General features: G+C 68.9%; 19 protein-coding genes, 1 tRNA gene and 1 pseudogene. 12 read left to right on the forward strand and 9 right to left on the reverse strand.

The genetic code is table 11. The annotated features are described in order from the left end of the window. On the forward strand, positions 1-2,292 hold a 2,292-nt coding region (locus AC51EU_RS05385), incomplete at its 5' end, for a D-alanyl-D-alanine carboxypeptidase (protein WP_496265484.1). A 130-nt stretch (positions 2,293-2,422) separates the two neighbouring features. Here AC51EU_RS05385 and AC51EU_RS05390 read toward each other — a convergent pair. After that, on the reverse strand, positions 2,423-2,635 hold the full coding sequence (locus tag AC51EU_RS05390) for a hypothetical protein (RefSeq protein WP_496265485.1): 213 nt from the start codon (positions 2,633-2,635) through the stop codon (positions 2,423-2,425). 36 nt (positions 2,636-2,671) lie between these two features. Here AC51EU_RS05390 and AC51EU_RS05395 point away from each other — a divergent pair, with 36 nt between their 5' ends. Beyond that, a complete protein-coding gene (locus AC51EU_RS05395; RefSeq protein WP_496265486.1) occupies positions 2,672-4,099 on the forward strand; it encodes a glycosyltransferase family 39 protein in 1,428 nt (475 codons plus the stop codon). Between the two features lie 324 nt (positions 4,100-4,423). Here the strand turns inward: AC51EU_RS05395 and AC51EU_RS05400 are convergent, their stop codons facing one another. The 4 genes from AC51EU_RS05400 to AC51EU_RS05415 form a co-directional block, all read right to left on the reverse strand. After that, the gene (locus AC51EU_RS05400) at positions 4,424-5,146 is read right to left on the reverse strand and encodes an ArsR/SmtB family transcription factor (RefSeq protein WP_496265487.1); all 723 of its coding nucleotides are present in this window, start codon (positions 5,144-5,146) and stop codon (positions 4,424-4,426) included. A gap of 376 nt (positions 5,147-5,522) precedes the next feature. After that, positions 5,523-5,855: a hypothetical protein gene (locus tag AC51EU_RS05405; RefSeq protein WP_496265488.1), complete on the reverse strand. Its 333-nt coding sequence runs from the start codon at positions 5,853-5,855 to the stop codon at positions 5,523-5,525. 300 nt (positions 5,856-6,155) lie between these two features. Then, positions 6,156-8,441 carry a DNA helicase RecQ gene (gene recQ / locus AC51EU_RS05410; protein ID WP_496265489.1) on the reverse strand — a complete coding sequence of 762 codons (2,286 nt, stop codon included), beginning with the start codon at positions 8,439-8,441 and terminating at the stop codon, positions 6,156-6,158. Positions 8,442-8,613: 172 nt separating this feature from the next. Next, positions 8,614-8,949, reverse strand: coding sequence for a deoxyxylulose-5-phosphate synthase (locus AC51EU_RS05415; RefSeq protein ID WP_496265490.1), 336 nt, complete (start codon positions 8,947-8,949; stop codon positions 8,614-8,616). Positions 8,950-10,041: 1,092 nt separating this feature from the next. Between AC51EU_RS05415 and AC51EU_RS05420 the strand changes: the two genes are divergently transcribed. Then, a complete protein-coding gene (locus AC51EU_RS05420; RefSeq protein ID WP_496265491.1) occupies positions 10,042-11,151 on the forward strand; it encodes a DUF8371 domain-containing protein in 1,110 nt (369 codons plus the stop codon). A 348-nt stretch (positions 11,152-11,499) separates the two neighbouring features. Here AC51EU_RS05420 and AC51EU_RS05425 read toward each other — a convergent pair whose 3' ends face one another. Beyond that, positions 11,500-11,889, reverse strand: coding sequence for a hypothetical protein (locus AC51EU_RS05425; protein ID WP_496265492.1), 390 nt, complete (start codon positions 11,887-11,889; stop codon positions 11,500-11,502). Positions 11,890-12,076: 187 nt separating this feature from the next. Here AC51EU_RS05425 and AC51EU_RS05430 point away from each other — a divergent pair, with 187 nt between their 5' ends. Then, a complete protein-coding gene (locus AC51EU_RS05430; RefSeq protein WP_496265493.1) occupies positions 12,077-12,211 on the forward strand; it encodes a hypothetical protein in 135 nt (44 codons plus the stop codon). Positions 12,212-12,281: 70 nt separating this feature from the next. Here AC51EU_RS05430 and AC51EU_RS05435 read toward each other — a convergent pair whose 3' ends face one another. Next, positions 12,282-12,689, reverse strand: a complete 408-nt coding sequence (locus tag AC51EU_RS05435; RefSeq protein ID WP_496265510.1) for an NUDIX hydrolase — start codon at positions 12,687-12,689, stop codon at positions 12,282-12,284. A 109-nt stretch (positions 12,690-12,798) separates the two neighbouring features. Here AC51EU_RS05435 and AC51EU_RS05440 point away from each other — a divergent pair, with 109 nt between their 5' ends. From AC51EU_RS05440 to AC51EU_RS05475, 8 genes and pseudogenes are all read left to right on the forward strand, one after another. After that, positions 12,799-13,587, forward strand: coding sequence for a GntR family transcriptional regulator (locus tag AC51EU_RS05440; protein WP_496265494.1), 789 nt, complete (start codon positions 12,799-12,801; stop codon positions 13,585-13,587). A gap of 105 nt (positions 13,588-13,692) precedes the next feature. Next, positions 13,693-14,061, forward strand: a pseudogene (locus tag AC51EU_RS05445) (DUF2637 domain-containing protein); the annotation flags it as partial. A gap of 14 nt (positions 14,062-14,075) precedes the next feature. Beyond that, positions 14,076-14,261: a response regulator gene (locus AC51EU_RS05450; RefSeq protein WP_407616626.1), complete on the forward strand. Its 186-nt coding sequence runs from the start codon at positions 14,076-14,078 to the stop codon at positions 14,259-14,261. Then, positions 14,261-14,452 carry a mobile element transfer protein gene (locus AC51EU_RS05455; protein ID WP_376170685.1) on the forward strand — a complete coding sequence of 64 codons (192 nt, stop codon included), beginning with the start codon at positions 14,261-14,263 and terminating at the stop codon, positions 14,450-14,452. Before AC51EU_RS05450 ends, AC51EU_RS05455 begins: the two co-directional genes overlap by 1 nt. A gap of 11 nt (positions 14,453-14,463) precedes the next feature. Further along, entirely contained in the window at positions 14,464-14,658 is a 195-nt protein-coding gene (locus tag AC51EU_RS05460; protein ID WP_496265495.1) for a hypothetical protein, read from the forward strand. A 30-nt stretch (positions 14,659-14,688) separates the two neighbouring features. Further along, the gene (locus AC51EU_RS05465; protein ID WP_496265496.1) at positions 14,689-16,071 is read left to right on the forward strand and encodes a replication initiator; all 1,383 of its coding nucleotides are present in this window, start codon (positions 14,689-14,691) and stop codon (positions 16,069-16,071) included. Next, on the forward strand, positions 16,068-16,256 hold the full coding sequence (locus AC51EU_RS05470; RefSeq protein ID WP_496265497.1) for a helix-turn-helix domain-containing protein: 189 nt from the start codon (positions 16,068-16,070) through the stop codon (positions 16,254-16,256). The genes AC51EU_RS05465 and AC51EU_RS05470 overlap by 4 nt, the downstream gene beginning before the upstream one ends. Beyond that, positions 16,256-17,410, forward strand: coding sequence for a tyrosine-type recombinase/integrase (locus AC51EU_RS05475; RefSeq protein WP_496265498.1), 1,155 nt, complete (start codon positions 16,256-16,258; stop codon positions 17,408-17,410). Before AC51EU_RS05470 ends, AC51EU_RS05475 begins: the two co-directional genes overlap by 1 nt. Before the next feature lie 71 nt (positions 17,411-17,481). Here the strand turns inward: AC51EU_RS05475 and AC51EU_RS05480 are convergent. After that, a tRNA-Arg gene (locus tag AC51EU_RS05480) sits at positions 17,482-17,554 on the reverse strand. Positions 17,555-18,234: 680 nt separating this feature from the next. Next, complete coding sequence (locus AC51EU_RS05485; protein WP_496265499.1) at positions 18,235-18,597, reverse strand: hypothetical protein; 363 nt, start codon at positions 18,595-18,597, stop codon at positions 18,235-18,237. Positions 18,598-18,930 lie beyond the last annotated feature (333 nt).

Consider the following 18,930-nt stretch of genomic DNA (forward strand, 5'->3'; position numbering starts at 1 on the left):
GCGAAGCCGGGGGCGAAGCCCGCGGCCGACGGGCGGCGGAAGGCGGGCACGGAGGCGGCCGCCGCGACGGGTGCGAAGAAGGCGGACGGGGCGAAGCCCGAGGCCGGGGCCGGGGCGAAGCCCGAGGGCGCGGACGGGAAGAAGCCCGCCTCCGGCGCCGAGGGCGAGGCCGTGGACCGGGCGACGGCCGTCTTCAAGACCCTCACCCCCAAGCGCGACGAGGACGGGACGGCGGTCGACAACGCCACCCGCGTCTTCACCGTCGCGAAGACGGAGAAGGGCAAGGAAGAGGGCGGGGACGCCGCACCGGGCGGCAGCGCGCGCACGAACGGTTCCGCGGCGGTCGACGGCGACAAGGACAAGGCCACTGGGGCGGGCAAGGCTGCCGCGTCGTCCGGTGCCGGTGCGTCCACCGCGGCCTCCGGGGCGGGTAAGTCCACCGCGGACGCCGGGAGCAAGGAGGCGGACGCCGCCAAGAGCGCCAAGGACGGCGACGAGGCCAAGCCCGCCGAGGCCGCCAAGGACGGCAAGCCCGGCAAGGGCGACAAGCTCGACAAGGCCGAGAAGGCTGACAAGACCGAAAAGGCCGACAAGCCCGCCAAGGACGCCAAGCCCGCCCGCTCGACCGCCGAGGCGGACGCCGAGCGGACCAGCCAGTTCGTCGCGCTGAAGTCGGCCGACGCCGCCACGTCCGAGAGGTCGATCGGCAAGACGGCCCCCAAGACGCCCGTCGACCCGCTCGCGAAGTCCGCCGGCAAGGCCGCGGACAAGGCGTCGGAGAAGACGGCGGACAAGTCGCCGGAGAAGCCGGAAAAGCCGGGCAAGGCGGAGAAGGCGGAGAAGTCCGCGGAACCGGGCAAGGCGTCCGCCGCGCCGTCCGCCACCGGGACGGCCACCGCCACCGGGACGGCCACCGCCACCCGGCCCGAGGCCGCGTCCGCTGCCCCCGGTCTGCCCGACTCCGAGCGGACCCGGCAGGAGCCGATGCCGCCGCTCGACCTGCTCGCGCAGCTCACCAACACCCCGCCGCCGCCGGAGACCATGCTCCGGACGGTCGTACGCCGCTTCAAGATCTGGACGCCGCTGGTCATCCTGCTGGCGGTCATCTTCGTGGTCGTCCAGGTGGTGCGTCCGCTGCCGGCCCCCAAGCTCGCGCTCACCGCGGACGCGAAGCATTCCTTCGGCGGCTCCACTCCGTCCCTGCCCTGGCCCGGTGAGGGGCAGGCAGTGGTGGACATCGATGGACTCGGCCGCATGGGGTCGCACGGTGAGATGAAACCGCTCCCCATCGGCAGCGTGGCCAAGGTGATGACCACCTATCTGATCCTCAAGGATCACCCGCTGAAGAAGGGCGAAGACGGTCCGTCCATAGACGTGGACCAGAAGGCCGAGGACGACTACGTCAACGGCAAGCGGGAGAGCGAGTCGGTCGTCGAGGTCAAGAAGGGGCAGAAGATCTCCGAGCGGGAGGCCCTGGAAGCCGTCATGCTGCCGTCCGCGAACAACGCGGCGCGTTTGCTGGCCCGCTGGGACGCGGGTGACGAGGAGACGTTCATCAAGAAGATGAACGACACCGCCAAGGAACTCGGCATGACGAACACCACGTACACCGACGCGAGCGGGTTGAAGGAGTCCACGGTCAGCACGGCCGAGGACCAGGTGAAGCTGGCGAAGAAGGCCATGACGGACCCGGCCTTCCGGGCGATGGCGCGAAAGCCGAGTTACCACGCCACGACGACTTCGGGCGGCGCCCCGCTGAGCCCGGAAGCGAAGGAACAGAAGAACTTCAACAAGCTCGTGCCGCTGTACGGTGTGGTCGGCATCAAGACCGGTTCCACGACCAAGGCGGGCGGCAATCTGCTTTTCGCTGCGGAGAAGAAGGTCGGCGACACCACGCAGCTGATAATCGGCGCGGTCTTCGGGCAGCACAAGAATCCGCCGATCGACACTGCCATGTGGGCCAGCCGGGATCTCATTCTTGAGGCAGGCAAGCAGCTTGAGACCCAGCAGGTCGTCAAGAAGGGGCAGGTTGTCGGACAGGTCGACGACGGACTCGGCGGGACGACCCCGGTCGCCGCGACCAAGGACATGACCGTGATCGGCTGGCCCGGGATGTCGGTGGAACTGAAGCTGAACGGCAACGGAAAGCCGATTCCCCACGAGGCGAAGGCCGGGACCGAAGTCGGCGTGCTGACCGCAGGAAGCGGTCTCGGCGAAATCGAGGTGCCGGTGGCGCTGCAGAGCGATCTGGCTGAGCCGTCCTTCGGTGCGAAGGTCACGCGTATCGGCTGATTCCCAGAAGATGATTGCGGCTCGGGTGCACGGATATGCGCCCGAGCCGCAGCTCATTTCCCGGCTGGACGACCCCGGGCAAGGGATCAAGTCAGCGACAAGGGGATGTCGTCCAGCGGCGGCAATTGTCTTACTGACCGGAGAGAAACCAGCCGTGCGGCTTATCACGCAGACCGCTCTTGCGCAGGATCTCTGCGCCGTGCGCCTTGCCGTCCCCACCCGCCGGGCGACCGCTGGATTGTCCGACGGTTAGGGTCCTGACGACCCGCACGACGAACCGGAGCCCGTCATCAGTACCGTCCAGAAGGCTCAGGCGGCGCCCGCCCGCATACGCCTCGTTCACCTCCGGCCCGCCTCGCCTCGGCGCACGGTCGTCCTGGTGCCGGTGGCCCTGACCCTCGCTCTGGGGCTGTGGGGGACGGGCAGGGGCGGCAGCATCTGGCGGGACGAGGCGGTCACCTACGACATGGCGCACCGCGGCCTGTCAGATCTGTGGGCCACCCTCCTGCACGTCGACATCGTGCACGGCCTGTACTACGCGCTGATGCACGGTTGGTTCGCCGTCTACGACGCCACGCTCGGCGATGCCCTCGGTGCGGCGATCGGCCTGCGCCTGCCGTCCGTCCTCGCCATGACGGCCGCCGCCGCCGGCGTCGCCCTGCTGGGCGAGCGCCTGGTGGGGCGGCGCGAGGGACTGTGCGCGGGTGTCGTCTTCGCGCTCATCCCCACCGTCCAGCAGTACGCGCAGGAGGGCCGCTCGTACGCCCTGGTCTGCGCCCTCGTCGTCTGGGCCACGTATCTGCTGGTACGGGCCGCCGCCCGGCCGCGCCGGAGGCTGTGGGCCGGGTACGGGGCGCTGATGCTGGGCGCCTGCCTGCTGCACGAGTTCGCCTGCCTGGTGCTGCCGGTGCACGGCGCCGCCCTCGTCCTCGCCCGCCTCCCGCGCCGCACCCTGCGTGCCTGGGCACTCGCCGCCCTGGGCACCGCCGCCGGGCTCGCCCCGCTCGCCCTCTACAGCACCGGCCAGTCGGCGCAGCTCGGCTGGCTCGTCTGGCCCGACCCCGTACAACTGCTCACCTTCGCCGCGCTCGCGGCCGCCGGCATCGCCTGCTCCCGCGTCAGGGTGCGCTCGCGCGGCCCCATCGGCCTGCGCGCCCTCGGACTCCCGCTGCTCCTCCTGCCCACCCTCTTCCTCTTCGTCCTCTCCGACGCCGAACCCACTTACGTCGACCGCTACGTCCTCTACTCCGTCTCCGGCTTCGCCCTCCTCGCCGGCGCTGCCCTGCCCACGCTGCTGCGCCGGACCGACGGCACCGGGCGGACACGGGGACGGCTGCGGCGCGTGGGAGTACCGGTACTGGTGCTCGCGCTCCTGCTGCCCGTCAGCATCCATCTGCGCACCCCCGCCTCCCGGGTGGACGACGCCGCCGCGATCGCCCACGCGGTCGAGGAACTCTCCGCCCCCGGCGACGGCCTGCTGTTCCTGCCCGCCCGCCGCCGCGTCTGGGCCGCGATCGACCCCTCCGTCTACGCGGGCCTGCACGACCTCGCCCTGGACCGCACCCCGGTGGCCTCCCACAGCCTCTACGGCACCGAACGCTCCGGCGACACCATCCGCCACCGCATGCTCACCACCCGCCGCATCGTCGTCGCCGGCGACCCCCAGGACCAGCCCACCGACACCACGGACCAGGAAATCGCCAAACGCGACACCTTGCGCGACGCCTTCGTCCTCTGCACCAGCCGTGATGTACGAGGGGCACGGGTGGCGCTGTACGGGAGGGAAGGGGAGTGCGGGGTGAGGTGAGGGGGCTGGTGCACCGGCACTGAGCCGAGGGGGACGGGCGGGGCGCGTCGTGGACGGAGCCCGGGAGGCCGTTCCGGGGTACGAGTCGCGCGGCCCCGGCATCCCGCAGCTGTGTGAGCGACTGGCGGGGCAGGAGGACCACCACGTGGCGCGCCCCTCAACTGCCCCAGCTCGGAGGCCGAGCCCGGACGTCCGGTCCAGCGGCCAAGGTCTCAGCCCGGCCCTTCCGTTCCGAGACGGAGGCCACGAGCCCGCTCCCGGCCCAGGACCCCAGCTCGGCCCATCGGCCCGAGGCGCAGTCCGGACGCCGCCCCGCCGCAGTCCTCAAACATCCAACCCCACCGCCCCCACATCCAGCCCCAGCAGCGTGCCCAGCGCGTCCGCGCCCTCCGGCGTGAGCTTCACGGCGCGTCCGCTGCCGATGCGCCGGACCCAGCTCCGGTCCAACAACCGCGCGCAGACCAGGGCGCCGGCCGTCCCGGCCAGATGCAGCCGGCGCTCCGTCCAGTCCAGACAGCCGCGCGCCAGCGGGCGGCGGCGGGGGCGCAGCGCGGACGGTTCGATCCCGAGGCCGTCGGTGAACCAGTCGCGCCCCGCCGCCGTCAGCGCGAACCCGCCGTCCTGGTCGAGCAGTCCGCGCCCGGTCATCGCGTCGGTGAGGGCCACGCCGAGCCGCCCGGCCAGATGGTCGTAGCAGGTACGGCCGCGCGCGAGCGCCGCGGACGCGCTCGCCGCACGCAACCCGCGCGGCGGCACCTCCGGCGGCTCCAGATGAGCGGTCAGCGTCTCCAGCATCTCCGCGACCCACGGCCCCGCGAGCCGGACGTAACGGTGCCGGCCCTGCCGCTGCTCGACGAGCAGCCCGCCGTCGGTCAACCGGGTCAGATGCTCGCTCGCCGTCGAGGCCGCGACCCGTGCGTGCGCCGCCAGCTCACCGGCCGTCCAGGCACGTCCGTCCATCAGAGCCAGGCAGAACGTGGCCCGCGTACGGTCCGCGAGCAGAGCCGCCGTCCGCGCGAGTTCCGCACTGTGAGCGGGAGTGGTCATGCCCCCATTGTCCGCCGGGACGTTACGGCCGGCGCCGAAACGTCCCGCTTGTGGGACGGCCCGGCCCTTCCGGGTTCCGCCGCCCGGTAGGGTCGTCGGCGCTGCTCGGTGGCTCTCCCGGGGCGCGCGCCGGAGCCCGGCCGCGTATCTGCCCCCGCTTCGTCGCGGACAGGCCCAGGCCGATCCGTACGCCCGCCTCGCCAGCCACGTACGCACCACCCGCCCCGGCCAACGCAACCGGGCCGCCACCCATAAGGATGACGGCCGGTACGAGGCGACAGTCCGGTTCCCGCAGAGGGAGTCCGGACGCGGGATTCCGGGTCACGGACCCCAGGCGAGAGACGAAAGCCCCGGCTGGGGAACGGAAGCCTTGCGATCAGGCGCGGCGCGTCCCGCCGCCGCGGCCCGCGCCGGCGGGGGTCAGGCGGCCGACGGCTTCGTCCGCGCGATCGTGGCGGCGGCGGTGCACGCCCACGGCCACACTGACGGCGCCGAGTGCGCCGAGGCCACCGGCGATACCGGCGGGCGGCAGATGACCGGCGCGGACGGCCAGCCCGGCCAGGCCGTCGTCCGGGAGCATGATGGACGCACGGCCCGAGGGAACGGTGGAATCCACCGCGACGGCCGCGCTCGTGGGGACGAGCAGGGCGGCGAGAACGCCGGTCGCGATGGCGGCGGTACGGATCACGGAGCGGCACTTGGCCGGCATGGAGCACTCCTCGTCGTGGGCGGTGGGACCGCCAGGGGCCTGAGGCGGCTGCATCCCCCGATTCCGGCGGCAGCCACGGCCGATCTGACGGCCCATACGCTACGGATCGCCCGTCACGAGAACCCATACGTCATGTAACAGCCTGCCCATGCGTCATGTAACAGTCCTCGGGGCCGCACCACCCCACCGGCGCCCGGGGAGACCGGCCGTCCGGGATGGGTTTGCCACTGAGGGCTCTACTCCACCGACGCCCGGGAGGGACCGTCCACGCTCCTTCGCGTCCCTACCCGCATACGCCCCTCACCAATCGATCTCCTCCTCCGGCTCCGGAACATCCCATGCCTCAGGAGGCAGATCCGCGAACAACGACCCACCCGCAGCGCTCGCGGCAGCGCCGGCATCGGTTGCCACGGTGGCACCGGCCACGGCGACGCCGGCCACCGCGCCCGCACCGGCCACTGAGCCCGCACCGGCTACCGCGCCCGCACTGCCCGCACCACCAGCACCGGCGGCCCTACTAGCCGCTCCCGTACCACCGGCCCGACCGGCACCCGCACCACTGGCGCTCCCAGCACCCCCGGCGGCACCCGAACCACTCACGCCACGGTCATTCCCCACACCACGGCCACCTTCAGCACCATGAGCGCTCCCCGAGCCTCCTGCTTCAGTAGCCCCAGGCACCTCAAAGGAACCACCGCCCCCCGCAGCCGCCCCGTCCCCTTCCCCCGCCAACACATCCAAGATCTGCTGCCCGTACTTCGCGAGCTTGTTCTCGCCCACCCCGTTGATCGTGCCGAGTTCGGCGATGCCGGTCGGCCGGGCGACGGCGATCTCCCGCAGTGTCGCGTCGTGGAAGATCACATAGGCGGGTACACCCTGCTCCTTGGCCGTACGGCCACGCCAGGCCCGCAGCACCTCGAAGACCGGCAGCGCCTCCTCCGGAAGATCCACCGGGGCCTTCCGCGTCTTCGCCTTCGCCTTGGCGGCCCGCTGCGCCTTCTCCGGCTCGCGTCGCATCAGCACCTCGCGCGCCCCGCGCAGCACCTCGCCGCTCGTCCCGGTCAGCACCAGCGTGCCGTAGTCACCCTCGACGGCGAGCAGTCCCTGTGCCAGCAACTGCCGCACCACACCGCGCCATTCGGCCTCCCGCAGGTCCTCGCCGATCCCGAAGACGCTCAACGCGTCATGGTCGAACTGGACGACCTTGGCGGTCTTGCGGCCCATCAGGATGTCGATGATCTGTCCGGCCCCGAACTTCTGCCCCCGCTCACGCTGGAGACGCACCACCGTCGACAGCAGCTTCTGCGCCGGCACCGTCCCGTCCCAGGTCTGCGGCGGCGCGAGGCAGGTGTCACAGTTGCCGCACGGGCCGCTCTCCTGCCCGAAGTACGCCAGCAGCCGCACCCGTCGGCACTCCACCGTCTCGCACAGCGCGAGCATCGCGTCCAGATGCGCGGAAAGACGCCGCCGGTGGGCGTCGTCGCCCTCCGACCCGTCGATCATCTTCCGCTGCTGCACCACGTCCTGGAGCCCGTACGCCAGCCAGGCCGTCGACGGCTGACCGTCACGCCCGGCGCGTCCGGTCTCCTGGTAGTAGCCCTCCACGGACTTCGGCAGATCCAGATGCGCCACGAACCGTACGTCCGGCTTGTCGATCCCCATGCCGAACGCGATGGTGGCGACCACGACCAGACCGTCCTCGCGCAGGAAGCGCGACTGGTGCGCGGCGCGGGTGCGGGGGTCCAGACCCGCGTGGTACGGCACGGCGTCGATCCCGTTCTGCACCAGGAACTGCGCCGTCTTCTCGACGGACGCCCGCGACAGGCAGTACACGATCCCGGCATCACCGGCGTGCTCGCCGCGCAGCAGGTCCAGCAGCTGCCGCTTCGGTTCGTTCTTCGCCGCGATCCGGTACTGGATGTTGGGCCGGTCGAAGCTCGCCACGAAGTGCCGGGCGTTCTCCATCCGCAGCCGGGAGGTGATCTCGGTGTGCGTGGCCTCCGTGGCCGTCGCGGTCAGTGCGATCCGCGGTACGTCGGGCCACCGCTCGTGCAGCATCGACAGCGCCAGATAATCGGGCCGGAAGTCGTGGCCCCACTGGGCGACACAGTGCGCCTCGTCGATCGCGAAGAGCGACACCTTGCCCCGGTCCAGCAGGCTCACCGTCTGCTCGACCCGCAGCCGCTCCGGCGCCAGGTACAGCAGGTCGAGCTCCCCGGCGAGGAACTCGGCCTCCACCAGCCGCCGCTCCTCCATGTCCTGCGTGGAATTGAGGAACCCGGCCCGCACCCCGAGCGCCCGCAGCGCGTCCACCTGGTCCTGCATCAACGCGATCAGGGGCGAGATCACCACCCCGACCCCGCTCCGCACCAGCGACGGAATCTGGTAGCACAGCGACTTCCCGCCACCCGTCGGCATCAGGACGACGGCGTCGCCGCCCCCTATGACGTGCTCGATGATCTCCTGCTGACTGCCGCGGAACGCGTCGTACCCGAACACCCGGCGCAGCACCTGCACCGCCTCGCCCGCCTCCGGCACGCCTTCCACATCCATGTCCACGACCACTTCCACGTCCGCCTGAGCCATTCCAGAAGCGTACGAGCAACCCACCCCCTCCCGCGGCCCCTGTGGATAACTCCACCGCCCCCGCACGCGCCCGCCGACGCCACCACCGAGGAATCCCACCACCCCGCCCTGTGACGCACCCCACGCGCCACATGCATCACACCCGAAAAGCAGGGGGAACCCCATTCGCCCCTCAGGGCAACTCGCACCGCATCAACGCCTCGGCGAACGGCTCTCCACTGACCCGGGCGTAGGCCATCCGCTCTCGCACCTCCCTGAGCGTGCGGGGACGAAACCCTGGGCCATCGCTGCAACCCATGCGAAAACGAACACCGGCGTGCAACACCACCGAGAGCACCCGCCACCCCGCGACATCCCTCTTCTTGGGCGCCGCGAAGGCGGACCCCACATGGATCATCGGCTCGGTACAACGCGGGCAGACCCGTTCACGGTCGTACTCCCCAGGAAAGAACCTCTTGTACGAGGCCCTGCAGGACAAGCAAACGTACGAGGTCTTCGCATGGCCCATACGCCAAAGCTAGATCCCTCGAATCCCCCGAATCCAACGAAATCTCTGCCCCGGCGTGCCGGTACATGCCGGCGACGCCGTCTCCCAGGCGGGCCGACGCCACCCGCGGGCCCTCCAGAGCCGCCCCTCCCGGATCCGACGCGACGGGGCAGTGGGAAGCGCGATGACGATGCCAAGGGGGCCGGAGGTGCCCAGTCGGAGCCCGCGCCGGGAAACGCCGAAGATCGGGACGTGGCCCACCCGCGCACGCAAAACGGCCCCGGACAAGGAGTCCGAGGCCGACCAAACCCGTCCCGGGGAAGAAACCCCAGGCCACAAACGTGGTGCCCCCGGCAGGATTCGAACCTGCGACACCCGCTTTAGGAGTTCGATCCGGGCCTGCTCCGGCTGCTGCCGTCGACTGATGCGATGGCCGGACAGAGCCGCTGGTGAACGCCTCCGTCCGGCGTCGTTGATGTCAGCCGTGGATGTCAGAGGCCTTCCGATCCGTAACTCTACAGAGATCGGTCATTCGAGGTCGTACACACCACCGGGAGGGGTATGAAGGCCGGCGGTTGCTGGGTTGCTGCACTGCGTTGCTGTACAGCAACGGGCCTCCGTAGGCGTCCATACCGCTGGCCTGACCATCACTCCTGAGCCGATCCGGGGCCCGCTCGTCCCTCAGCCGACGACAGTCAGCCACGACGGTGGGCACGCCGAACGATGAGGCGCGCGTATGCCTCGCTGTACCCAAGCCGGCCTCAGCCACGTTTGCTGGGTGCCGACCGGAGCAACTCGCGACGGCCGACCGGTGACCACGGCACCAGGGCCCAAACTAAGCCTGGGAGGACCAGGTGGTCTAGAACTAAATGGACTTCTGACCCGCCGAGGGGGAGCTGTCCTGACGGACCCTCGACGCCGAGGGCTCGCCGTCCGCGCCCTCCCGTGGCTTCCCTTTCAGACCTGGCACGGTTCTGGCACGGACCCGCGCTCCCCGCGGGCAACATGAGCGAACGAGTTAGTAATCCCCGCGTATCAAACAGCTCACTAAACCGAGCTCGACGCAACTAATATTGCAACAAAGAGCTCCTGTTGCCCAACCTAAGGGGACGAATGGCCTGGAATGAGATTCCAGCGAAAGATGACCCAAATCTCTCAATTCAGGCATACTATGCCAGACCTAATATTCTCCGCAATTTACTCAAGCCGATAAGCGGCGCAGCATTTGAGAAAATCTGGTCCACTGCGGAGAATTACGACCTTAAGCAGTTTCGCAGAAGCGCTCTTGTCGGCAACACGGTTTCTGACCTGATTCGTGCACTCGGGCTTGCAGAGGTGACGGAATCTGAGATTGAGATAGGTGACTGGTTCACCCATTCGGGGACCACCTTCTATTCATCGCGGGACGCCAATTCGGATTTGGCTAAGATCAAACTAAGGGGCGGCGCGACTATAACCGCCGTTGTGCGGCATGAGTGCAGAATAACAAGTACTGCATCGGTAAACATGTCCGGAGCCGATGATGCCTCGTTTGTGATTGGCCGGCTCATTTCTGGTGACAAGTTTGACATAGTCGCAGCGGGCTACCGGGAGCCTGTTTTTGGCACTACGCGCCATATTGATCTCACCCCGGTAAGGGACTTGTACAGGCTGGCCGGTGGCGATCCCTGGGCATCGGATTTTATCCGACTAAAGTTTGATGCTCCGGATGTCGAGCTGCTTGCTACGACAATTGAACAGACTGTCGAGCAATTCGCCGCGGCTGTTGGGCGACAGGGAGCCTGGAAGCTCTTGTACGGGCGCGACGGCCAGCCTCTCCATGAAACCCAGCATCAGGGAATTTTCCGGCTCTTTTCGAAGCTCCCTTTCGGGGCCCTCGGCATCCATATGGATCCGAATGCGGATCACGGGTCCGGACCTACGGATTTCACGGTCAGGCTCAACGACTCGGTCAATATTATCGAGTTTAAGAAGGATGAGAAGCTAAGTGAGATCCGGCACGGACTCGCCGTTCAACTGCCGAACTATATGGAATCTGCTGGTGCGGAGCGTGGCACTTACATCGTGATGTGTCATTCCCGCACAAAGGAGGAAGTGTGGAATCTCGTTCGGGGGGTTTTTGATTCCGACCCGAGCCTTCCGTCGATCGATTGCTATGTAATCGACTGCACTCCGGTGATATCCGCTTCTAAAGCGAATTCACGGTATCGATCGGAGGGTTGAGTAGTGCGGTCCGCGGAGCGACTTTGGGCTGGAGCTGCTTTGGGGCGAGTGATCATGGCCCCGTAAGCTGATGGCGCGTCGGGCAGTCTGCGGACTGCCCGGTAAAGCACGACGTTGGGGCCATGATCTTAGAGGCTCGCCCCAAAGTGGCCGCCTAAAGCCGTGGAGCCGACCACCCCAGCCACGACGTACCCCTTCTCTGGCATCAAGCGGCTGATTGCTGTGCGCGCGGGACGGGTGCCGGCCGGGCTGGAGCGGGGCGGAGACAGGAGCGCAGGCCCGGCCGGGGGCCGGGCCACGCGCGGTGAGCGGAGCGAGCCGCCTTGAACCCGTAGAGAAGGTTGTTACTCAGTAGGGCGTGGGGGCTTTCGGGCGTGGTGTGAACTTCTCGGCGCAAGCTGGGAGTTCGGTCGCCTCGCGGTGGGCCAGGCCGACGAAGAGCACGGGCCGGGCGGTCCACTCGATGTGGGTGTCGCGGTGGCTGACGGTGATCTCGTAGGGCGTGGTGTACGCCAGGGCCTCGATGGCGGCCACGTAACCACCAGCCAGCCAACTCTGGGCGCATGCTGCCGCCTCGGGTTCGAGGGCTGAGCTGATGGTGCGGAGTGCGACGCGGATCCAGCGGACGGCTTGGACGGCGTTGTCGGCCTGGCAGGAGGCGAGGAGGACGGGGGCCTCACCGGTCGCCGGGCTCTGGGTCCAGCACTCGCACCAGTAACCGGGGCGAAGGGCGGGCATGACTGCGGGTGAAGAGTGCGTACTCGTGGGCGGCGTGATCACTGAGCCACTGGCGGATCGGTCGGGCCGCTGCGGCGTCGAGCTGGTCCGCGATGTCGATGGCTCGGCTGCGGAGCCACCGCAGTGCCAGGCGTGGAGTGGTCACCGAGCCTGAGCCGAGCAGAACGGAACCGCCTTCAGGGAATGAGTGGGCAACGGCTTCGCACCGGTAGCCGGCAGCAGCACCGACCGCTTGATCGCGGGCAATGTCGCGCAGCGTCCATCCGCCGCCGACACCGACACCTTCCTCCAGCGAAGTTGGGCGTTCGCCTCCAACAACTAGGCGACTGCTCGTATACTCGTGCATACAAGTTCCTTTGCGCTGATGGGCCGCTATGGGTAGTGGGTTCGAGCTAGATGAGTTTCACGCCGTCGTGCGCCCGCACGGCGGGTGGCGAAGTCGCGTCAAGGGCGTCCAGGACGCGGATCGCGTACGCCTCGTCGGCGAGTTCCGCGACTTCCTCGCGGGTTACCCAGCGCAGAGCGCGGGTTTCCTCGCCGGTCGTGGGGGTGCCGTCGGTCGCCTCGCAGCGGAAGACCATCGAGACGATCAAGCCGGTCATGTTCTTGTAGATGCCGGTCAGGGTCGCCGGAAGGCCGATCTTGATGCCGGTCTCTTCGAGGACTTCGCGCTGGAGCGCTTCGGGGATGGTCTCGCCTGGTTCGAGCACGCCGCCAGGCGGTTCCCACTGGCCGTTGTCCCGGCGCTGGATGAGCAGGGCCCGGCCCCGGTCGTCAACGATGACTCCGGCGACGCTCACGGAGTGCGGACGCTCGGCGCTCACGGAACTTCCATCCCCTTCGGCTGGCTAGGCTTCCCACCGTAGCAATAAGTGTCAGCCGCTCGTCTAGATACCTAAAGGAGTCAAAATGCCCGCTCAGGGAACTTCCCTGCTCGGCGCCCTGGACCCCACCAGTGACCGTGCGGTGTTCCGGCAGATCGCCGATCAGCTCCGTGAGGCGATCGACAAGGGCCGGTTCAAGGAGGGCGACAAGCTCCCGTCCGAGACTGAGCTGGTCGAGCACTACGGCGTATCGCGGATGACCGTCCGCAACTCGTTGTCCGTCCTCCAGGGTGAGGGCCTGGTGGTCTCGGAGCACGGCAAGGGCGTCTTCGTCCGGCCGCGTCCGCCGGTCCGGCGACTGGCCTCGGACCGCTTCGCCCGGCGGCATCGGGAGCAGGGCAAGTCCGCGTTCACCGTGGAGGCCGAAGCCGCGGGCAGCCGGCCGGAGGTGGACAGCCTGGAGGTGAAGGAGGAGCGCCCCTCACAGGACATCGCCACGCGCCTGGGTGGGCCGCGCCGCGTGCTGGCTCGTCGCCGCCGCTACCTGCTCGACAGCCGGCCGGTGGAGTTCGCCACCTCGTACATCCCGCTGGACCTGGCGATCGGCACTCCGATCGCCGAGCCGAATCCCGGCCCCGGCGGCATCTACGCCCGGCTGGAAGAGCTGGGGCACCGTCTGGACCACTTCGACGAGGAGATCCGGGCCCGGATGCCCTCGCCCCAGGAGGTCAAGACGCTGCGCCTGGCCTCCGGAGTGCCGGTGGTCCACCTGATCCGCACCGCGCACGACAGCGAAGGGCGTGCGGTTGAGGTCTGCGACACGGTGATGGCCGCTGATGCCTACGTCCTGAACTACCAACTCCCCGCCACCTGATGACGGGGCGGATGGAACGCGATGCGCTTCCGCCCTCCCCTCCGTCGACTCGTACACACGAGACAGCCAACATGTATAGACGAGTAGCTGTCTCTATGTCATAGTGATGTGCACGCCGTCCCGGCCTGGCTCCGCATCCTCGTCGCCGGCTGGCCCGCGGTCGCCTTCCTCGGCGGATCACTGCTCGCGCACTCCACCCCACAGCAGACAACGGCTGGGAAGGCACCCGAGCGGAAACCGGAAGGGTTCAATGCCTCCGCCCCCGTACCGCCGCCCGCCAAGCCGGTCACGCCGCCCAGCCCTGCGCCCTCGGCCTCGCCCGTCCCATCCGTCCCGGCCGCCTTGGTCGACCACGCCCGCCAGGTCGCCGTAGACCACCGCGCCCGTACCGGCGCCCCCATCGACACCACGACCCTGCGCGCCCGCCTCGGCATCCCCGCCCAGCTCGCCGAAGCCGTCGCCGCCCGACTGTGACAGGAGAACGCCCCATGCGCCCGTCCACCCTGCACGCCTTACAACGCGCCGCCGAACTCACCCGTGCCGGCCGCTTCGTTGAGGCCATGGCCACCGCCGAGCCCGTCATCCTCGCCGCCGATCCGGACGAGAGCCAAGAGATCGCGCGGTGGCTCACCGAGCACGCCGACGACTTCGTCCGTAAGCCGGAGGAGCGCTGATGGTCGCCAACCGCCGCTTCCGCAACGTCGCCCGCATCGGCCCCGTCCAGGTCGGGACCGCCTACGACATGCGGGGCCGGGAGAAGCACACCGCCGCGTGCACCGCCCCGCGCTGCGGCTTCTCCGCCGACTACGACAGCCGTGCCGCCGCCGAGCTGGCGGCCCGCACCCACCGTTGCCCCGTCCGCTGAAAGGCCCGCCCGTGACCGTCACCCTGCCCCTGGTCCTCGTCCTCGGCGTCGTCGCCTGGGCCACGATCAAGTTCCTCGGCATCCGCATGTGGGCGGCCGTCGCCATCGCCCTCTTCGGCTTCTGGCTCGCCCACACCTTCCTCGCCCCCGCCGTGGAGTCCGGCACCCGCACCGGAGTCCACATCGTCAACGGCACACACATCTAGACGACTAGCCAACCAAGGAGAAATCACCCGATGCCCGCCCGCACCACGCCGCCGATCACGCACCTGGCCGCGCTGGCCTCACTGGGCACCATGCCCGCCCTGCTCCGGCAACTTCGGGGCCTGGGCGGGTGCGGCCAACCCATCCGCCTCGACGGCCACCGCACCGAGATCCACCCCACCACCGGCCAGATCCTCTCCGAGCTGCACGCCACCGACTTCCCTGCCGGCCACCTGCTCGTCCGCTGCAACAACCGCCGCACCACCCGGTGCGCGGCCTGCGCCGAGACCTACCGCCGCGACACCTACCAACTGATCACCGCCGGCCTCCGCGGCGGCAAAGGCACCCCCGAACAAGTCGGCACCCACCCCCGCGTCTTCGCCACCTTCACCGCCCCGTCCTTCGGCCCCGTCCACAACCGCCCTACGGGAAAGGGCGGAACGGCCCGCCCCTGCCGTTGCGGCACCCGCCACCTCGACGACGCCCCCGCGCTGGGCACCGCGCTCAACCCCGAGACGTACGACTACGAGTCAGCGGTGCTGTGGAACGCCCACGCCGGCGCCCTGTGGCGGCGCTTCTCCATCTACCTCCGCCGAGAGATCGCCAAGCGAGCCGGCCTCACCCAACGGGCCTTCCGCCACCACGCCCGCGTCTCCTTCGCCAAGGTCCCCGAGTACCAAAAACGCGGCGCGGTCCACTTCCACGCCGTCATCCGCCTCGACGGCCCCGCCGGCAGCAACACCCCACCGCCGACCTGGGCCACGACCGACCTCCTGACCGACGCCATCCAGGCCGCCACCACCAAGACCACCGTGCCCGGCCCAACCGTCGACGGCAGAACCCACACCTTCACCTTTGGCAAGCAACTCGACATCCGCCCGATCCGCTCCGCCGACCTCGACGGCGGCACCGAGCTCACCGAACGCGCGGTCGCCGCCTACATCGCCAAGTACGCCACCAAGGGCGCCGAGACAGCCACCGGCACCCTCGACCGCCCGCTCAAGTTCCTCGCCGAACTCGCCCAACTCGACATCAACGACCACGCCCGCCGCATGATCCGCACCGCCTGGACCCTCGGCGGACGCCGCGACCTCGAAGACCTCCGCCTACGCGCCTGGGCCCACATGCTCGGCTTCCGCGGCCACTTCTCCACCAAGACCCGCCACTACTCGACCACCCTCGGCGCCCTCCGCACCGCCCGCGCCGAATGGCAACGCCTCCAGGCCCAGCCCAACCCCCCGGAGCCGACCCCCACCGCCACCACCGAAACCACCCTCGTCCTCTCCCACTGGACCTTCGCCGGCACCGGTCTCACCCCCGGTGAGTCCTGGCTCGCCACCACGATCCACCCCGACCGTGAGCCTGCCCGTGAAGCCCATGAGGGGCTCAACCTCGAAGGAGACAACCGGCCATGACCACCGCCACGGGACAACTGCTGACCGTGCCGGAGGTCATGGCACGGCTGAAGTACGGACGCTCCAAGATCTACGACCTCATCCGCTCCAAGCGCCTCACCTCGATCACCGAAGGCCGATCCCGCCGCATCCCCGAAAACGCCCTGGCCGACTACATCCGCGACCGCATCGAGGAGGCCGCCTGATGCCTCCACAACGCAAGCGAAACCCCAACGGGGTTGGCACCATCACCAAGCGCAAGGACGGCCGTTACCAAGCCGCCGTCTACGTCCTCCAGCCCGACGGCACCCGCGCCCGCAAGTACGCCTACGGCAAGACCTGGACCGAATGCGACACCAAGCGTCGCGAACTCCTCGACAAGGTGGACCAGGGCGTGCCCGTGCCCACCCGGTCGGCCAAGCTCGCCGAATGGCTGCCGTACTGGCTCGACAACGTCATCAAGCCTCGGCGCAAGCTCAGCACGTACGACAAGTACGAGACGCATGTCCGGCTCTACCTCGTGCCCATGCTCGGCGCGAAGCGGCTCGAATCCCTCGGCGTCGCCGATGTCCGCCGCTTCCTCGTCCGCCTGGAGAAGCAGACCACGGCGGCAACGGCCAAGGAATCGCACCGAGTTCTGCGCTCGGCGCTGTCTTCGGCCTGCCGTGAGGAGCTGATCGCGCGCAACGTTGCGAAGCTCGTCGAGCCACCCCGCACCAACTCACGGGAGCTGAAGCCCTGGACGCTGGACGAGACGCTGGACTTCCTTGCCGCGGCCCGCACTGATCCGCTCTACGCGGCCTTCGTGCTGGCCATCGCGATGGGCCTTCGCCGGGGAGAGATCGTTGGTCTCCGTTGGGCGGACATCGATCTCGACGGGCGCGTTCTCTATGTCCGCCAGCAGACTCAGCGCCGCCGTGGTGTCTTGTACGACGACGATCCGAAGAGCCGTCGCCGGCGCGCCGTACCGCGGCCCGCGATGTGCATCGCCCCGCTTCGCTGGCACCGGATGCGGCAGGCGAACGTACGAGCCAAGGCGGGGGAGAAGTGGCAGGAGTCCGGCTACGTCTTCACGACTCGCACCGGCCGCCCCGTCGAGCCGCGGAACGTCTACCGCTCCTTCACCCGCGTCGCCGATTCCGCCGACCTCCGCGTCATCCGGCTGCACGACGCCCGGCACGGCACCGCCACGCTCCTCACAGCGGCTGGAGTCGCGCCCCGCGTGGTGATGGAGATCCTTGGGCACTCGCAGATCAGCATCACCATGGACGTCTACACGCACGTCGTGCAGGACACCCAGCGCGAGGCCATGAGCCACATGGACCGGCTGCTGAGGAAGAGGCGCACCGGTCGCCAGTGACCGCCCGCGTTGATGTCAGACCTGGATGTCAAAGGGCACCTACGGAGATCCGTAGGTGCCCCTTTCCCATGTGCCCCCGGCAGGATTCGAACCTGCGACACCCGCTTTAGGAGAGCGGTGCTCTATCCCCTGAGCTACGGAGGCGGGGGCCTGCAGAAAACCTTGTCAAAGACCCGAGTAGTGGTTCTTTGGCGAGGTCGGCAAGCCCGCTGGTCAGGTGCGGTCAGCTGTCCTGTGCTGCAGGCGTACGGGCTGATCAGCTTCTGACCAGGGACAGCGTAGCGGATGGGGTGCCGTGCGGTGCGGGTCGCCGTGCAGTCAGGGGTGCGCCACGGCGCTGACCTGGCTTTCTCCTGTCGTTTTCAGGAGTGAAGGCAGGCTCGACGCTCTCAGGGAGAGCTGTAAGTCCGTTTTGGGTCTTTCGTGGGTAAGGGGGGTGAATGCTTGTCGTGGCTGGTGGGATGCGGCAGGCGCGGTGGGAGATCTGCTTCCGGCAGGCGACAGGAGTGCGCGTCGGCGTGGCGGCGGCATCATGGCCCGACTCGTGCTTGCGGCGTCTTCATGGGCTGAGGTGCTGACTGATCGCCGCGCACGTGCTGCCGGTACGGGGCGATGGTGAGCCAGAAGGCATCGAGAATGTCCCGGCCCGCCGGAACCAGTTGTACGGATCTGCCTGGGGTGCGCGGGAGTTTTCCGTGGTCATCGCGGTGCCTCCGGTCGTACGGGACCGAAGGCACGATCGGACCCGCGCGCGTTGCGTGCGGGATGGGCGTTCCTTGGCGGCCCCGTGGTCGGTGTTGTGCCACGGGTGCCGTCTGAGGGGTTCAGGTCTTCGAGGAGTCGATGTGGAACGAGTCCGTGACGCCATCGACCGGCGGTTTCACGAGTGCCATTCCCATGAGGTCGAATCCGCCGCGGTGGGGGGCGTTGGTCTCGTGGGTGCCAACGACCTCGATGTCGTGCATGGGTACCTGGCCCTGGGCGTTCGTGGTGTCGAGATATCTGTGGGAGTCGTCGTCGAACTTCGCAAGATCGTTGTCGAGTTCGATCTCCAGGGTCTCGCCCGCCACGGGCTTGCCGTCGGCGTCGACCAGTGTCGGTGAGTCGACCTTGATCCTGTCGCCGACATGCACCTGCTCGATTCCGTCGTGCCAGTTCTTCCCGCGCAGCAGCTTGGTCGCCGTCATGACGTACCTCTCTCGCGTCGATGGGGTTGGGTGCCGCACCGGTGCCCGGTGACACGCGATCGACACCCGCCCCGACGGTGTGGTTGATGGTCGACGCGCTGCCTCCCCTCGGGGGCTCTGGTCGGACCTCCGCGCGGTACGACATCGTCGGCGCCGTGCAGGTGAGGGACGGGAACGATCGGCCGCCCCGTGACAGGGGACGGAGCCGCCGCCTTCCGAAGTCGCGACGGCGGGCCGGTTCGGGCGTTGCGCCTCGGGGTGACGTCCGCCTCGTAGTGGTTCGCCTTCGCCTTCATGTCGTGCAGGGCGTCGCTCCGCTTGGTGAGTTCGTTA

It is taken from the genome of Candidatus Streptomyces philanthi (assembly GCF_059553635.1).

Bases quoted from the DNA above. Each gene is read 5' to 3' on its own strand.
- AC51EU_RS05400 (WP_496265487.1), bottom strand. From the start codon at position 5,146: ATGACCACTCCCGCTCACAGTGCGGAACTCGCGCGGACGGCGGCTCTG.
- AC51EU_RS05405 (WP_496265488.1), bottom strand. From the start codon at position 5,855: ATGCCGGCCAAGTGCCGCTCCGTGATCCGTACCGCCGCCATCGCGACC.
- recQ (WP_496265489.1), bottom strand. From the start codon at position 8,441: ATGGCTCAGGCGGACGTGGAAGTGGTCGTGGACATGGATGTGGAAGGC.
- AC51EU_RS05415 (WP_496265490.1), bottom strand. From the start codon at position 8,949: ATGGGCCATGCGAAGACCTCGTACGTTTGCTTGTCCTGCAGGGCCTCG.
- AC51EU_RS05420 (WP_496265491.1), top strand. From the start codon at position 10,042: ATGGCCTGGAATGAGATTCCAGCGAAAGATGACCCAAATCTCTCAATT.
- AC51EU_RS05425 (WP_496265492.1), bottom strand. From the start codon at position 11,889: ATGCCCGCCCTTCGCCCCGGTTACTGGTGCGAGTGCTGGACCCAGAGC.
- AC51EU_RS05440 (WP_496265494.1), top strand. From the start codon at position 12,799: ATGCCCGCTCAGGGAACTTCCCTGCTCGGCGCCCTGGACCCCACCAGT.
- AC51EU_RS05450 (WP_407616626.1), top strand. From the start codon at position 14,076: ATGCGCCCGTCCACCCTGCACGCCTTACAACGCGCCGCCGAACTCACC.
- AC51EU_RS05455 (WP_376170685.1), top strand. From the start codon at position 14,261: ATGGTCGCCAACCGCCGCTTCCGCAACGTCGCCCGCATCGGCCCCGTC.
- AC51EU_RS05465 (WP_496265496.1), top strand. From the start codon at position 14,689: ATGCCCGCCCGCACCACGCCGCCGATCACGCACCTGGCCGCGCTGGCC.
- AC51EU_RS05470 (WP_496265497.1), top strand. From the start codon at position 16,068: ATGACCACCGCCACGGGACAACTGCTGACCGTGCCGGAGGTCATGGCA.
- AC51EU_RS05475 (WP_496265498.1), top strand. From the start codon at position 16,256: ATGCCTCCACAACGCAAGCGAAACCCCAACGGGGTTGGCACCATCACC.
- AC51EU_RS05485 (WP_496265499.1), bottom strand. From the start codon at position 18,597: ATGACGGCGACCAAGCTGCTGCGCGGGAAGAACTGGCACGACGGAATC.